The organism is Burkholderia sp. THE68 (assembly GCF_009938265.1).
Classification (GTDB): domain Bacteria; phylum Pseudomonadota; class Gammaproteobacteria; order Burkholderiales; family Burkholderiaceae; genus Caballeronia.
Genome location: NZ_AP022315.1, coordinates 101,059 through 115,883, shown reverse-complemented (window position 1 = coordinate 115,883; position 14,825 = coordinate 101,059). Strand labels below are relative to the sequence as shown.

Sequence of the window (14,825 nt, the reverse complement as noted above, 5' to 3'; positions counted from 1 at the left end):
GCGATTCAGAATGATGAGGACCCGCAATGGCAGACACCGATCAAACCCGCTGCGCCTGGGCCACGACCGACGCAATGATCGAGTACCACGACCACGAATGGGGCGTGCCGTCGCGCGACGACCGTCATCTGTTCGAGATGCTGGTGCTGGAAGGCGCGCAGGCCGGTCTTTCCTGGTCGACGATCCTCAACAAGCGCGAGGGCTATCGCGCGCTCTTCGCGGGCTTCGATATCGACAAGGTGGCGCGCTTCACCGACAAGGACATCGAGCGGATCGTGCTGGACGCGCGCATCGTGCGCAACCGGGCGAAGATCGCGTCGGCCGTGCTGAATGCGCGCGCCGTGCAGCAGATCCAGCAGGAACATGGGTCGTTCGCGGCGTTCGTCTGGTCCTTCGTCGACGGCAAGACCATCGACACGCCGCGCGATGCGGAAAATCCCACGCCTGCGTCCACGCCGGAATCGGATGCGCTCAGCAAGGCGCTCAAGAAGTACGGCTGCAAGTTTGTCGGCACGACGATTTGCTACGCCTTCATGCAGGCCACGGGCATGGTCAACGATCACGCGGCCGATTGTCTCTCACGCGCAAGAAGCAAAACAAAACGTCGATCCGCAGCGAAATCCTCACACTAAAGCGATTCGTATGCGGAACATTTTTGCTTTTTGACAACGTTTGTGAGGGTAAATCGTACACCCTAGGGTATATCCCGATAGAAGCCGATTTTTTTGCAGTGAAGCACGCGCAATTCCCCGATCAGCAAGGATTCCGGGCTTCTTTTCCGCACTGCACGAACGTGCGGTCCGTGTAAAAATGGCGTCCTCGCGTGCGCTAGCGCACCTTTTTACCGGACCGAACCGTTATAACTGGCGGTGTACGGATCGTTCACTGAGTGTAGAAATCCGACGCGAGCACATCGGGCGCTGTGAGACCTTACGCCCAGGCCGGGAAGACCCACCATGCTCGAAGCAGTGTCCGGGCGGCGAAGCGTTGCTTCAGGTTGCGGCACATTCGCAACGACGCCGCCGCTCCGGTGAGGCAAGGCGCAGGTTCTCGAAAACTCAAACGCAGGGCCGCTGCGCAGGGGCGCAGGGGAGAGGATCATGAAAAACTTGAACTTCCTGACCCATCAGGAGATTTTCAACAGCGCGGTACAGCATCTTTTCGTGCAAGGGCAAGCGGCCTTGCTTCCGCACGGCGGCGGCGCCTACCGCGGCTACTGCGGCGGCTGTCCTGTCGGCAGCTTCATCAAGCCGCGCGACTACATGAGCGCGATGGAAGGCGTGCCCATCCGCTACATTCTCAGGGCGCCCGAGCAGATCCCGGCATACATGGATGTCGGCGTCACGGCGCTGCGGCGCGCGCTGCTGCGCTCGCGCATCAACGTGTTCGATCCCAATACCGTCGAATTGCTTTCTTGCCTGCAGAACGTGCACGACGTCTTCGGCAAATGGGAATGGCGCGAGCGCCTCGCCTCGATCGCGCGTCAGTTCGGGCTGTCCGCCGAGCTTCTGAAAACGGCTGCCTGAGCGCGCGGGTGCTGCGATGTTAAGCCCTATTACGATGTTGAGCCCCAAGAAGATCTACGAGCGCGTCAGCGAGCACCTGCTGACGCAGCGCGCGGTGTCGGAAGACGATAACGGTTCATGCCGGCTGCGCAGCCCGGAAGGCCGCAAGTGCGCGATCGGTTCGCTCGTGAACGACGATCTGTACGAGCCGGAACTCGAAGGCGTCGGGATTTCCTACTATCGGCATGCGCAGGACGGCAAGCTGTTGCGGGCGCTCTTTGCATCGAACGTGAATGCGTACGATCCGAACATCATCGATCTGCTGATCGAACTGGAAGAGATTCACGATTACGCCGATATCGACGAGTGGCCCGAGCTGCTCGCGGCGCTCGGCAAGCGTCACGCGTTCGTGTGATTCACGAGACCAAATAACTCGCAGCACAAACAAAACGGCGGTGCGCCCTGATGGGTCGCACCGCCGTTCTGCCATGCAGGAAAAAGACGCTTAGTGCATCTTCTTCGGCAGCATCTGGCTGCGCAGGCGCTTGCGCAGACGCGCGACGGCGGCTGCCTTCTTGCGCTTGCGTTCGGTGGTCGGCTTTTCGTACGACTGGCGCTCGCGCAGTTCGGCGATCAGGCCATTGCGCTCGATGGTGCGGCGGAAACGCCGAATCGCGACATCGAACGGCTCGTTTTCTTTGAGGACGATAGTGGTCATGTAAATCCTGGTTTGCTAAACGTATTTTAAAGCGCGCGACGATATGAACTGCCGCGCCCCGGCACTCCGATCGTCCGCCGAATGCCGGATGGCGCGGCGGACACGAGCAAAGCGGCCACGGAGGCCGGAAAAGAGAGCGTTGAGATTCAGCCGCGAAAAGCGGCGTGCGCTTTCGAAAGAACCACACGAAGGCGCATTTCAGAGCCGTTCGCCGCTGCTTGTTGACGTTGTCATTCTCAGCAGCGAAGGCAGGAAATCGGGCACATTTCTCGATTCGGGCGCGATGTTACCAGAACACCGCGCCACTGCCAACTCCCGCGCGCCGTCCAACTCATTGATGCAACAGATTTATTTCTGCCACGCGCTGGCTTCGTCGAGAAGCTGGATATCTTCGGCGGCAAGCGTGAGACGCGTCGCGGCGGCGAGGCTTTCGAGTTGCGCGACGGAGGTGGCGCTCGCGATCGGCGCGGTCACGCTCGGGCGCGCGATCATCCACGCGAGGGCGACGGTCGCGGGCGTCGTGTCGTTGCGTTTCGCGACTTCGTCGAGCGCGTCGAGAATCTTCAGGCCGCGCGGGTCCAGATACTTTTCGACGCGCGAGCCGCGCGCCTTGTGCCGCGTGTCTTCCTTCGAGCGGTATTTGCCGGACAGAAAGCCGCTCGCCAGCGCGTAGTACGGCACGACCGCGACCTTGTGCTGCTCGGCCACCGGTTCCAGATCCGTCTCGTAGCCTTCGCGGTCGTAAAGGTTGTATTCCGGCTGAAGGATCTGATACGCCGGCAAGCCCGAATCCCTGGCGATCTGAAGCGCAGCGCCGAGCCGTTCGCCCGTGTAGTTCGACGCGCCGATCACCCTCACCTTCCCTGCCTTGATCAGCTTCTGATACGCGTCGAGCGTTTCGTCGAGCGGCGTGTTCTCGTCGTCGTAATGGGAAAAGTAGACATCGATGAAATCAGTCTTCAGGCGTCGCAGCGAATCGTCGACGGCGGCCGCGATGTTCGCCGCGCTCAATCCCGCGCGCGCGCTCAGCTTGCCCACTTTGGTCGCGAGCACGACCCGATGGCGCTTGCCGCTTTCCTTGATCCACTTGCCGATGATCGTCTCCGATTCACCGCCCTGATGCCCGTCGACCCAGGCGGAATAGACGTCCGCGGTATCAATGAAATTCAGGCCGTGATCGACGAACGCGTCGAGGATCGAGAACGACGTGCGCTCGTCGGCGGTCCAGCCGAACACGTTGCCGCCGAAGACGAGCGGCGCGACTTTCAGTTCCGAGGTGCCGATGCTGCGTGTCTGCATGTGTGCTCCGGATGCATGAAAAGAACGAACCAAAAAGGATACGCGGGAATGGCGGCGGTCGCCGGCGGCGTCCCGGCGGATCATCCGAACAGAGCCGGTTTTCCCGCGTAGTTCCTCGATTTCGATCGCGAGGCCCCGCCTGATAATTCCTCTCGAACAATCATCAGGCGTAATCCGCACATCATGACCGTTTCGACCGAGCTTCGCGACGCACCCGCTTCCACCATCGACCCAGAATTCGAGCAGGCGCTGGCGCAAGTGCTCGGCGCGGCAATCGAGCACCACCAGAAAAACGAACTGGACGAGGCGCAGGCGCTCTATCGCATCGTGCTCGATGCCAACCCCGCTCATCCCGATGCCAACCACAATCTCGGCGCGCTCGCGTTGCAACAGCGTGATTTCGAGCGTGCGATCACGCATTTCGAAGCGGCTGTCGGCGCGAATCCGGATCAGGGCCACTTTTGGGCCAGCTATATCAATGCGCTGACGGTGAGCGGCCAGGTATCGGCGGCGTGGGTCGTGCTCGAAATGGCACAACAGCGCGGGATGAAAGGACCGACGGTCGATCTGCTTATCCAGCAACTCGTACTGGCAGAGAAGGCGCCCGTTCCGCTCGCCGCGCCTGCGCCGGCGCCTGTGTCCGAGCCAGCCTCGAAGACCGCCGGTGCGCCCGGCAAAAACGACGCGCCGGTCATGCGGATGGCGGCACCGCCGCAACAGCAGGTCAATCGCGTGACGACGCTCTATCACCAGGGACGCGCCGCCGAAGCCCTCGAAATCGCGCGTCCGATGACCGAGCGCTTTCCGAAGTTCGCGTTCGGATGGCGGGCGCTGGGCAGTTCGCTGCATTGCCTCGGACGCACCTTCGAGGCGATCGAACCGTTCTCGCGCACCGTGGAGCTTGAACCGACGGATACGGAATCGCGCAAGGTGCTCGCCGACTGCCTGCGCCTGCACAATCGCTTCGCCGAGGCCGAAGCCGCGTGCCGCGAAGTCATCGCGCAGGCGCCCGAGCACGCCGAAGCGTTTCGCATTCTGGGCATGACGTTGCAGTCGATGGGCCGCCACCAGGAAGCCGAAACGTGCTTGCGCAAGACCGTGGAGCTCACCGGCTCGGCGGTGGCGTACAGCACGCTCGGTGTGATGCTGCTCGACCAGGGCCGCCTCGGGGAAGCGCAGATCGAACTGCGCCGCTCGCTCGAGATCGAGCCGGGCTACGGCATCGCGCACGAAAACCTGCTCTTTTGCATGAGTCACGACGAGAACGTCGATGCCGACGCGCTCTTCGCGCAACACGTCTCATTCGGCGAGCAATGCGAGCAACCGTTGCGCGCGCAGTGGAAGCCGCATGGCAACCCGCGCAATCCGCAGCGGCAACTGAAAGTCGGCTTCGTGTCCGGCGATCTGTTTCATCACGCGATTTCCACGTTCATCGAGCCGATCTTCGAGCATCTCATGCGCGACACCGGCATCGAGATTCACGTCTACTACAACCACTCGATCAACGACGACGTCACTGCCCGTCTGCGTCAGAGCGCGGCGCGCTGGAATGCGGTCAACGGACTGAACGACGCGCAACTGGCCGACAGGATTCGCGCCGATGGCATCGACGTGCTGATCGATCTTTCGGGGCACACGTCACGCAACCGGCTGCTCATGTTCGCGCGCAAACCCGCGCCGATTCAGGCGAGCTGGATGGGATACCCCGGCACGACGGGTCTGACGGCGATGGACTACTACTTCGCCGATCGCTTCCACGTTCCCGCGCATCACGCGCAAGGACAGTTCGTCGAGAAGATCGCGCACCTGCCGGCCAATGCGCCCTTTCAGCCGGCACGGCTCGCACCGCCCGTCAACGGATTGCCCGCGCTGCATAACGGCTATCTCACGTTCGGCAGTTTCAACCGCATCAACAAACTGCAGCCGCGCGCGATCGCGCTGTGGTCCGAACTGCTTCGCGCACTGCCCGACTCGCGCATGCTGCTCGGCGCGATGCCGCCGGATGCGGGTTGCGAGACGCTCATCGAATGGTTCGGCAAGGAAGGCATTGCGCGTGAACGCCTCGATTTCCGTACGCGCTCGGGCATGCCCGTGTACTTGCAGCAGCACCATCACGTCGATATCTGCCTCGACACCTTCCCGTATTCGGGCGGCACGACCACAGTTCACGCCATGTGGATGGGCGTCCCGACGATCACACTGGCCGGCCGCCTGATGGCAAGCCGTGGCAGTACCGCCGCACTGTCCTTTGCCGGCTTGAGCGACTTCGTCGCGAAAGACAGTGCCGACTTCGTCGCGAAGGGCGTGGCGTGGGCGAACGATCTCACGGGGCTCGCCGAACTGCGCGCGAGCATGCGCAGCCGCTGCGCCGAATCGCCGATGTTCCAGCCGGCCGTGATCGCGGCAGGCCTCTCCGCTTCCTTGCGTGAAATGTGGCGCCGCTGGTGCGCGGGCGTCGCGCCCACCGCACTGGACGTGCAAATGCCCGTCGCAACCGCACGCAACAACCAGGAAAAATCATGAGCAGCCTTCCCGTTCGCCTCATCGAGCCGGTCGTCGACGAACGCATTTTCGTCACGCAGCCGCATCTCGCGCCGCTCGCGGAATTCCTGCCCTATCTGGAAAAAATCTGGAACAGCAAGGTGCTGACCAACGGCGGCCCGTTCCATCAGCAACTCGAAAAGGCGTTGTGCGACTATCTCGGCGTCGAGCATCTCGCGCTGTTCGCCAACGGCACGCTGGCGCTCGTGACCGCGTTGCAGGCGCATCGCGTGACGGGCGAAGTCATCACGACGCCGTATTCGTTCGTTGCGACGGCGCATTCGCTGTTGTGGAACGGCATCAAGCCGGTGTTCGTCGATGTCGATCCGGACACGCTCAATCTCGATCCCGCGAAGATCGAAGCGGCCATCACGCCGCAAACCACGGCGATCATGCCGGTGCACTGCTACGGCCGTCCGTGCGATGTCGAGGCGATCCAGAAAATCGCCGACAACTACAACCTGAAGGTTATTTACGACGCGGCGCATGCGTTCGGCGTGAAGACGCGCGGCGCCAGCGTGCTCAGTCACGGCGATCTTTCCGTGCTGAGCTTTCACGCGACCAAGGTGTTCAACACGTTTGAAGGCGGCGCGATCGTCTGCCCGGACGCGAAGACGAAGCAGCGCATCGATCATCTGAAGAACTTCGGCTTCGTCGATGAAACGACGGTCGTCGCGCCCGGCATCAACGGCAAGATGAGCGAGATCAACGCAGCGTTCGGCTTGCTGCAGCTGAAGCATATCGATGAAGCGCTCGAACGCCGCCGGCAGATCGACGCGAAATACCGCGCGATGCTCGCCGGCGTGAAGGGCGTGCGCTGTCTTGCGCAACCCGGGAGCGCGGACGAATACATCGCAAATCACTCGTACTTTCCGATTCTCGTCACCGACGAGTATCCCGTCGGGCGCGATGCGCTGTTCCAGCATCTGCGCGATCACAACATCTACGCGCGCCGCTATTTCTATCCGCTGATTTCCGAGTTTCCGATGTATCGCGGCCTGCCGTCGGCGCACGCTGCGAACCTGCCGGTTGCCGCCGATGCCGCGCGCCGCGTGCTGTGCCTGCCGATTTATCCCGCGCTCGAAGATCACGACATGGAACGCATCGTCGGCCTGATCGCGCAGCCGCAATCCTGAACATGAAGATGGATATTTTCCTGCGCGAGATCGAAGCCGCCGATCTGCACGCGATCACCGCATGGCGCGCGGATCGCGAAGTGGTCGACGCGCTCGTCGGCAACTTCCGGCACGTGAACGGCGACATCGACCGGCGCTGGTACGACGCGTATCTCGCGAGCCGCGCGAACAACGTGCGCCTCGCGATCTGTCTGCGCGAAACCGGTCAATGCGTCGGCGTCGTCTATCTGCTGAATATCCACTGGGTGAACCGTTCAGGCGAGTTCGGCATCCAGATCGGCGATGCGGCGGCGCGCGGCCGCGGTATCGGCGAAGCGGCGACGCGACTCATGCTGCAACACGCGTTCGCGGATCTCAACTTGCGCCGCGTCCAGCTGACGGTGCTGGCGGACAACGCGCGCGCCATCCGTCTTTACGAGCGCATCGGCTTCCGGCACGAAGGCGTGCAGCGCGAAGCGATTTTCAAATGCGGACGCTACGTCGATCTGCTGATGATGGCGACGCTCGCCAGCACGAAGGACTAAGCCATGGACATGACCACGTTCGATCACGGTCTCGCGAAGCAAGGCTGGATCGTTTTCCCCGATGCGCTCGACGCCGGTCTCGTCGACCGTCTGCGTCGCGATTGCCTGAAATGGGTCGATATCTGCACGGGCTACCAGGTCGCGAGCGGCATCAACGCGAATGGGGACGGCACCGCGCATCACAGCATCGGCGCGAACGACAGCATCGACGAGTATGTCGGCATGCATCTGTTTCATCCGTGGCTCGAACATTTCTTCGCGGGCAAGCCGTACATCCTGCACGCGTGCAATCCCGTGGGCGGCGTTCCGCGCGCGCAGAACTATGTGCATCGCGTGCATCGCGATGTCGCGACGTTCATTCCGAACTTCAATCTGCGCATGAACATGCTCGTGATGCTCGACGACTTCACGATCGAAAACGGCGCGACGCAAGTGCTGAGCGGCTCGCACGTTCAGAACGAACAGCCCGACGACGCGACCTTCGCCGCGGGCGCCGAATATCTGACGGGCCGCGCCGGCTCAGTCGTGCTCTTCAATTCGTACTTGTGGCATCGCGGCACGCTCAATACGACGGCGCGCAACCGCGTCGCACTGACACTCAGTTACGGGCCCGCGTTCGTGAAGCCGCAGATGGACTACGCGCGGCTCATCGGCGAGGAGCGCGGTGCGCAACTCGCGCCGCTGACGCGCCAGGTGCTCGGCTTCAATTCGCGCGTGCCGGTGAGCCTGTCGGAATGGTATCGGCCGCGCACTGAAAGACTCTATCTGCCCGATCAAGGCTAACTTAACCGGGCAAGACCCGACCAGACACAGAAGGCAAGCGATGCGTGACTACAATGCCGAGGCCCAGTCCCGGCCCGACAAGCGATACGACTACAACTTCGACGAGATCGTGCGCGACTACATGATGAAGCGCTTCGCGCCGCATTTCGCGCCGGGCGCAGCACTCGAACTCGGCTGCCACGAGGGCCGCTCGACGACGCTGATCGCGCAACACTTCGACGATCTCACGGTGATCGAAGCGTCGTCCGATGCCATCGCCATCGCGCAGCGCAATTCGCCGGACCGCGTGCGCTTCATCAATGCGACGTTCGAAGAAGCGAATCTGGACCGCAAGTATCAATCGATCTTTCTGATCAACACGCTGGAGCATCTGGAAGAAACCGGTCCGGTGCTGCGCAATATCCACGACTGGCTCGCTCCCGGCGGACACTTCTACGTGCTCGTGCCGAACGCCGACGCGCCTTCACGGCAGATCGCCGTGCAGATGGGGCTGATCGCGTCGAACAACGCGGTGACGCCGGGCGAATGGGCGCACGGGCATCGCCGGACGTATTCGTTCGATACGCTCGAAGCCGATGTGCGCGCCGCGGGCTTCAAGGTCGAACAGCGCGGCGGCCTGATGTTCAAGGCGCTCGCCAACTTCCAGTTCGATCGCGCGCTCGAAGCGGGCATCATCGACGAAAAATATCTCGACGGCATTTACAGCCTCGGCATGATCTATCCGCAGATGTGCGCGAGCATTTACCTTATCTGCGGCAAATGAAAGTCGCGATCATGCAGCCTTACTTTCTGCCCTATATCGGCTACTTTCAGCTGATCGGGGCAGTGGACGTGTTCGTCGTTTATGACAACATCAAGTACACGAAGAAAGGCTGGTTCAATCGCAATCGCTTTCTGCAAAACGGCGGCGACGCGTATTTCAGCATTCCGCTCGTCAACGATTCCGATTCGCTCGATGTCGTCGAGCGCGCCATCGCGCCTTCGTTCGACCGGCTCAAACTGCTCAATCAGATGCAGGGCGCATATCGGCGCGCGCCGCATTTCACGCAGGGCTTCGAATTGCTGCGCGAATGCGTCGAGCATGAAGAGCGCAATCTCTTTCATTTCCTGCATCACTCGATTCGCGCGACGGCCAGCCGGCTGTCGCTCGACACGCGGATCGTCGTTTCATCGACGTTGCCGATAGACCATTCGCTTCGCGCGCAGGACAAGGTGCTGGCGATCTGTGGCGCACTCGGCGCGACGACGTATATCAACGCGATCGGCGGAACCGCACTTTATTCGGCGCCGGATTTTGCCGAACGCGGAATCGATTTGCGCTTTTTGAAACCCCGCCCGCTCGAATACCGCCAGTTCGACGCCCCGTTCGTCCCCTGGCTTTCGATTCTCGACCTGCTGATGTTCAATCCGGCCGACGAAGTGAAAGCCATGCTTGGGGAATTCGATCTCGTGTAAGCCGTCCCGCGCGGCCGGCCGTCCGGGCGTTTCTTACGCGTCCGGCAGGCCGCTCCGGAGGCCGTGCGGAACATTTGTCTGAAAAATTTCCGGATTGCCCGAAATCGCGCCTAAAGTTTTGTCCGACCGCCGCCGAAAACCTAAACAAGCGGCCAAACAACTAGCCGCCTCGACCAGAATCGGCGTTGTTTCAGATACAAGCGCCAGGCCCTTGGAGAAAGAAAATGATCGGTATCAATAGCAATATCAACTCGCTGGTCGCCCAGCAAAACCTGAACGGCACGCAAAGCGCACTGTCGTCGGCCATTACGCGCCTTTCGTCGGGCAAGCGCATCAACAGCGCAGCAGACGACGCAGCCGGCCAGGCAATCGCTTCGCGCATGACCTCGCAGATCAACGGCCTGAACCAGGGCGTGTCGAATGCAAACGACGGCGTGTCGATGACGCAAACGGCATCGAGCGGTCTGAGCCAGATCACCGACAACCTCCAGCGTATCCGCCAGCTGGCCGTTCAATCGGCTACCGGCTCGCTGTCGCCGAGCGACCAGACCGCGCTGCAAAAGGAAGTTGCACAGCGTATCGCTGAAGTGAACCGCATTGCATCGCAAACGACCTACAACGGCACGAACGTGCTGGACGGTTCGGCAGGCGTGGTGAACTTCCAGGTCGGCGCGAACGTCGGCCAGACCATCTCGGTCGATTTGAGCCAGAACGTGTCGTCGGCCAAGATCGGCGGCGGTTTCGCTCAATCGGGCACGGCTATCGGTTCGATCACGGGCCTGAGCCTCGACGCAACGGGTGCGGCAACGACCGGCACGGCAGCGATCACGACGATCAACGTGCTTGCCGACGGCAAGGGCGGCTTCACGTACACGGACCAGAACAACCAGGCGATCTCGTCCGGCGTGGCAACCGCCTCGGAACTTTCCGTGACGGCTGCTTCGGGCACGACCGCTGGTTCGATCGCGTTCAAGACGCCGACGGCAGCAACGGCCGCGCAAACCACGCAGCTCGCGTCGCTCAACTCGAACAACAAGCCGCCGCTCGTTTCGGCAATCGACATCAGCACGACCGATGGCGCGAACGGCGCGATCGAAGCAATCGACAACGCACTGAACTCGGTGAACAGCATCCAGGCTAACCTGGGCGCCGCGCAAAATCGCTTCACGTCGATTGCAGCAACGCAGACGCAACAGGCGACGAACCTGTCCTCGGCGCAATCGCAGGTCACCGACGCGAACTTCGCACAGGAAACCGCGAATCTGTCGAAGGCTCAAGTGCTGCAACAAGCTGGTATCTCGGTGCTGGCTCAAGCGAACTCGATGCCCCAGCAGGTTCTGAAGCTCCTCGGCTAAGCATCGCCGGCAGCGCAGCAAGCGGCGCGCGTTCTCAGTACGATGCGCGCCGGATGTAACAGTAGTCGCAACAGAAACATCGCAGTCAGCGCCCGGGGAGCTCGTCTCCCTGTGCGCGTTTCCGGGAGATGACGACTCCCGCCCCATTCGAACGATCGCGAACACGCAACGACCGGAGTACACATGACCACCGTAGCAACGACAACGGGTTCCACTGTCGATCCGACGAGCGCCGTACAGCAGGCCGCACAGTCGATCATCAGCGGATCCACGAATTCGACGATGGACGTGAATTCGCTCGTCAGCGCGATCGTCAACGCGAAGGTCGCAGGCCAGACCGACGCGCTCAACAGCAAGAAAACCGCTGACAACACCCAGCTCACCGCGATCGGCACGCTGAAGTCCGTGCTTTCGCTGCTGCAGAGTTCGATCGCGAACCTCGCCAACGGCAAGATGCTGGGTTCGTTCACCGCCACCGCCGACGGCAAGGGCCTTACTGGCAGCGCCGACACCACCGCGGTCGCGGGCAGCTACGCGGTGAAGGTGACCAATATCGCGTCGGCTCAATCGCTCACGTCCGGCGTGTTTTCGAAGACCGACAATCTCGGCACCGGTTCGATCACGCTGACGGTCGGCGGCAAAGCGAGCACGATCAAGCTCGACAGCAGCAACAACACACTGCCGGGCATCGTGTCCGCCATCAATTCGGCGTCCGACAACCCCGGCGTCACGGCGACCATCGTCAACGGCACGGATGGCGCGCACCTCGTGCTGCGCTCCTCGTCGACGGGACTTTCCAATGCAATCAACATATCCGTCAACGCGGATGACAGCAGCTCGGCGATCAACAAGCTCGCGGTGACGTCGTCGACCACGACGACCGATCCCGATCCGAGCGATTCGACCAAGACCATCACCGTTCCCGAGCACACGACGATCGACGCCACGAATGGCTGGACCCAGTCGAGCGCGGGCGTGGACTCGCATCTGACCATCGCGGGGACGCCGGTCACGAGCGCCAGCAACACCGTCAAGGAAGCCGTCACGGGCGTCTCCATGACGCTCACGGCGGATTCCGTCGGCACCACGCAGACGCTTACGATCGGTCAGGACATCGACGGCCAGAAGACGACCATCGACGCGTTCGTCACCGCGTATAACAACTTCATCAGCACGGCCTCGTCGCTGACCTCGTTCGATTCCACGCAGGCGGCAGGCTCGCAGGGCGGCGTGCTGCTCGGCGACTCGATGATGAACACGATCAAGAACACGATCGCGAGCACGATCAGCAAGGCGATCGGATCGGGCACGGGCAAGGTCAACCTCGCGTCGATCGGCATCGCGCTGCAACCCGACGGCTCGCTCAAGACCGACGAAACCGCGCTCACCGATGCGCTCACGAACGGTTCGAACAAGGTCGCGTCGCTGTTCAATTCGACCGACGGCGTGGCCGCGCAACTCAACAACAGCCTGACGTCGTTTCTCGCGACGGGCGGCATCATCGACACGCGCACGACCGCGCTCAATGCCGATCTGAAGAGCATCGCGGATCAGCAGACGCAACTCACCAGTTATACGCAGCAACTGACGACGTCGTATAACCAGCAGTTCACGGCGCTGAATACGCTCATGTCGTCGATGGCGACTCAGGGCAGCTACCTGACGGCGCTGTTCGGCGGCACCAACAGCGCGGGTGCGCTGGCCACGAACGCCAAGTAACGCGCAGGCATTGGAACCCACCATGAACCAGAATGAATTGATTCAGAACGCCTGGGCGTTGACCGAAGCTATCGAAGAAGCGGTCGGCAAGGAAGACTGGGCGCGGGCGGCTGATCTCACGCAGGCGCGCGCGCCGCTGGTGATGGCGCTCGAGGCCGAGCAGCCGGCGGACGCGCTTGCGGTCATCCGCAAGATTCAGGCAAGCATCGATGCGGTCGCCGCGCGTGCTGGGACGGCGCAGGTGGCGCTTTCGACGACGTATCGGCGCTCGATGGATGGGGCGAAAGCTGCGAGCCGGTATCAGCAGGCGGCGCGGTTCTAAAGTTTCCTCATTTCGCGCCGATAACCTTTATAAGAACAACAAGAACAACGCGCCGGTTTTCGCGGCGCGCTGCTTCGCTCTTCGATGCCCGCCTTGGCGGGCATTTTGTTTTGCGGGGACGGCTGGAGCGGTTTCACCGCCCAAGCGTCAACACGAGATAAGCCGCATACAACACGCCATTCCCGAGCAACGCCCAGAGCACGACGCCATTCGGCTTCGCATTGAATCTGAGCCACGCCGCCGCCGCTAGCGTGATCAACACGCCCGTCAGCACTTCGACCCGCGGCTCCCAGGGCGTCAACATGATGCCGATCCCCGGCAGCAGCGTGCCCTGAAACACCATCGCCCCGGTGATATTCCCGAACGCCAGCGTGTCCTTCCCTCTGCGCGCCCACAGAATGCTGTTCACCTTCTCGGGCAGTTCGGTGGCAATCGGAATGATGATGAGCGACAGCAACAGCGCCGAAATTCCGAGCGCATGCGACACGCCCTCGACGCCGTGAATGAACCCCTTCGCGCCGCCGACCAGCAACACGATGCCGACGAGAAACTGCAGCATGATCGTGCCGAACGTGGTCTTCAAACCGAGGCGCGACGCGAACAACGCCTCGGGCGCCTCCGTCCCGTGCCCGCCCTCGACGAGCTTCGCCGAAGCCTTGAACGTCGAAATCACATACACGACATAAAGCGCGACGAGCCCCGCCGCGAACAACGCGCGCACCTGCCACGCATGATGCGGCACGAACATCGCCGCACAGGCAATCAGGAACGCGAACAGGAAGAAGTTGAGATCGCGCACGAATCCGCTACGCTCCGGCATGATCCTGCCGTTCAAACCACGCGACTTGAGAATCGCGACCGTCATCAGGCAAGTGGAAAGCGTCGCGAGCATCAGCGGCGCGCCGAGAATCGCCCCAACGCCGATTTCCTCGTTGACCGCACGGCTCGGCGTGCCGCCAAGCAGCGCGATGATCGGCACCGTCGTTTCCGGCAAAGCCGTGCCGACCGCCGCGAACAGTGACCCGGTCACGCCTTCGGAAATGCCGAGCCGCTCGCCGAGATGTTCCAGCGCATTCGTGAATAGCTCCGACGCGATCAGAATGATCACGAGCATCAGCGCGAGTTCGACAAAGAGCATCGTCATGCGGCACCTCGCATCGATGAATGCGACGGGCGCGCAAGCGTGCGCGAAAGACGGGGAGGATGTTTTAGTTGTGGGGACACGATGATTCCACGGCCGGACGTCAAGCGAACCACGATGCGCCACGCGCCGTCCGACCAAGAACGACATAGCGCATCGATGGTCTCGCCAAACCGTTCCGGTCGAACGCGCCACGGCAGCAGGGCCGAGGATGTTGACGCGTTCTCCTTCGCACGCGAAGGAAGGCTACTCCCCAAAGACGGCGCAAGTTTAGCCTGATGCGGCCGGTTTCGGCAAGCCGCGCGCACGCGAGGCAAAGTGTCATGA

15 protein-coding genes and 1 riboswitch are annotated in these 14,825 nt (G+C 62.0%); of the genes, 12 read left to right on the top strand and 3 right to left on the bottom strand.

What is annotated here, in order from left to right; genetic code table 11:
- Positions 1–26: 26 nt before the first annotated feature.
- From BTHE68_RS00565 to BTHE68_RS00555, 3 genes are all read left to right on the top strand, one after another.
- A complete protein-coding gene (locus tag BTHE68_RS00565; RefSeq protein WP_162064692.1) occupies positions 27–632 on the top strand; it encodes a DNA-3-methyladenine glycosylase I in 606 nt (201 codons plus the stop codon).
- A gap of 468 nt (positions 633–1,100) precedes the next feature.
- A complete protein-coding gene (locus BTHE68_RS00560) occupies positions 1,101–1,526 on the top strand; it encodes a hypothetical protein (RefSeq protein WP_162064691.1) in 426 nt (141 codons plus the stop codon).
- A 34-nt stretch (positions 1,527–1,560) separates the two neighbouring features.
- The gene (locus BTHE68_RS00555) at positions 1,561–1,920 is read left to right on the top strand and encodes a hypothetical protein (RefSeq protein ID WP_162064690.1); all 360 of its coding nucleotides are present in this window, start codon (positions 1,561–1,563) and stop codon (positions 1,918–1,920) included.
- Positions 1,921–2,010: 90 nt separating this feature from the next.
- Here the strand turns inward: BTHE68_RS00555 and rpsU are convergent, their stop codons facing one another.
- Together rpsU and BTHE68_RS00545 are read right to left on the bottom strand one after the other, a co-directional pair.
- Positions 2,011–2,223: a 30S ribosomal protein S21 gene (gene rpsU, locus BTHE68_RS00550; protein WP_008351904.1), complete on the bottom strand. Its 213-nt coding sequence runs from the start codon at positions 2,221–2,223 to the stop codon at positions 2,011–2,013.
- A gap of 348 nt (positions 2,224–2,571) precedes the next feature.
- Entirely contained in the window at positions 2,572–3,522 is a 951-nt protein-coding gene (locus tag BTHE68_RS00545; RefSeq protein ID WP_162064689.1) for an aldo/keto reductase, read from the bottom strand.
- A gap of 183 nt (positions 3,523–3,705) precedes the next feature.
- On the opposite strand from BTHE68_RS00545, the gene BTHE68_RS00540 reads away from it, so the two are divergent.
- The 9 genes from BTHE68_RS00540 (at position 3,706) to fliT (ending at position 13,357) form a co-directional block, all read left to right on the top strand.
- Entirely contained in the window at positions 3,706–6,045 is a 2,340-nt protein-coding gene (locus BTHE68_RS00540; protein WP_162064688.1) for a tetratricopeptide repeat protein, read from the top strand.
- Positions 6,042–7,199 carry a dTDP-4-amino-4,6-dideoxy-D-glucose aminotransferase VioA gene (gene vioA, locus BTHE68_RS00535; protein WP_162064687.1) on the top strand — a complete coding sequence of 386 codons (1,158 nt, stop codon included), beginning with the start codon at positions 6,042–6,044 and terminating at the stop codon, positions 7,197–7,199. Before BTHE68_RS00540 ends, vioA begins: the two co-directional genes overlap by 4 nt.
- A gap of 2 nt (positions 7,200–7,201) precedes the next feature.
- Positions 7,202–7,723 (top strand): GNAT family N-acetyltransferase, encoded by a 522-nt coding sequence (locus BTHE68_RS00530; protein ID WP_061174297.1) that lies wholly within the window; start codon positions 7,202–7,204, stop codon positions 7,721–7,723.
- A 3-nt stretch (positions 7,724–7,726) separates the two neighbouring features.
- A complete protein-coding gene (locus BTHE68_RS00525) occupies positions 7,727–8,506 on the top strand; it encodes a phytanoyl-CoA dioxygenase family protein (protein WP_162064686.1) in 780 nt (259 codons plus the stop codon).
- A gap of 40 nt (positions 8,507–8,546) precedes the next feature.
- Positions 8,547–9,269: a class I SAM-dependent methyltransferase gene (locus BTHE68_RS00520; RefSeq protein WP_162064685.1), complete on the top strand. Its 723-nt coding sequence runs from the start codon at positions 8,547–8,549 to the stop codon at positions 9,267–9,269.
- Positions 9,270–9,280: 11 nt separating this feature from the next.
- Positions 9,281–9,961 carry a WbqC family protein gene (locus tag BTHE68_RS00515; protein WP_232077886.1) on the top strand — a complete coding sequence of 227 codons (681 nt, stop codon included), beginning with the start codon at positions 9,281–9,283 and terminating at the stop codon, positions 9,959–9,961.
- Between the two features lie 224 nt (positions 9,962–10,185).
- Positions 10,186–11,316 (top strand): flagellin, encoded by a 1,131-nt coding sequence (locus tag BTHE68_RS00510; protein ID WP_162064683.1) that lies wholly within the window; start codon positions 10,186–10,188, stop codon positions 11,314–11,316.
- A 183-nt stretch (positions 11,317–11,499) separates the two neighbouring features.
- Positions 11,500–13,035, top strand: a complete 1,536-nt coding sequence (gene fliD, locus BTHE68_RS00505) for a flagellar filament capping protein FliD (protein ID WP_162064682.1) — start codon at positions 11,500–11,502, stop codon at positions 13,033–13,035.
- A 22-nt stretch (positions 13,036–13,057) separates the two neighbouring features.
- A complete protein-coding gene (gene fliT, locus BTHE68_RS00500; protein ID WP_162064681.1) occupies positions 13,058–13,357 on the top strand; it encodes a flagellar protein FliT in 300 nt (99 codons plus the stop codon).
- Between the two features lie 133 nt (positions 13,358–13,490).
- Here the strand turns inward: fliT and BTHE68_RS00495 are convergent, their stop codons facing one another.
- Positions 13,491–14,501, bottom strand: coding sequence for a sodium:calcium antiporter (locus BTHE68_RS00495; protein ID WP_162064680.1), 1,011 nt, complete (start codon positions 14,499–14,501; stop codon positions 13,491–13,493).
- Between the two features lie 91 nt (positions 14,502–14,592).
- A riboswitch (yybP-ykoY riboswitch) is annotated at positions 14,593–14,768 on the bottom strand.
- Positions 14,769–14,825: the final 57 nt, after the last annotated feature.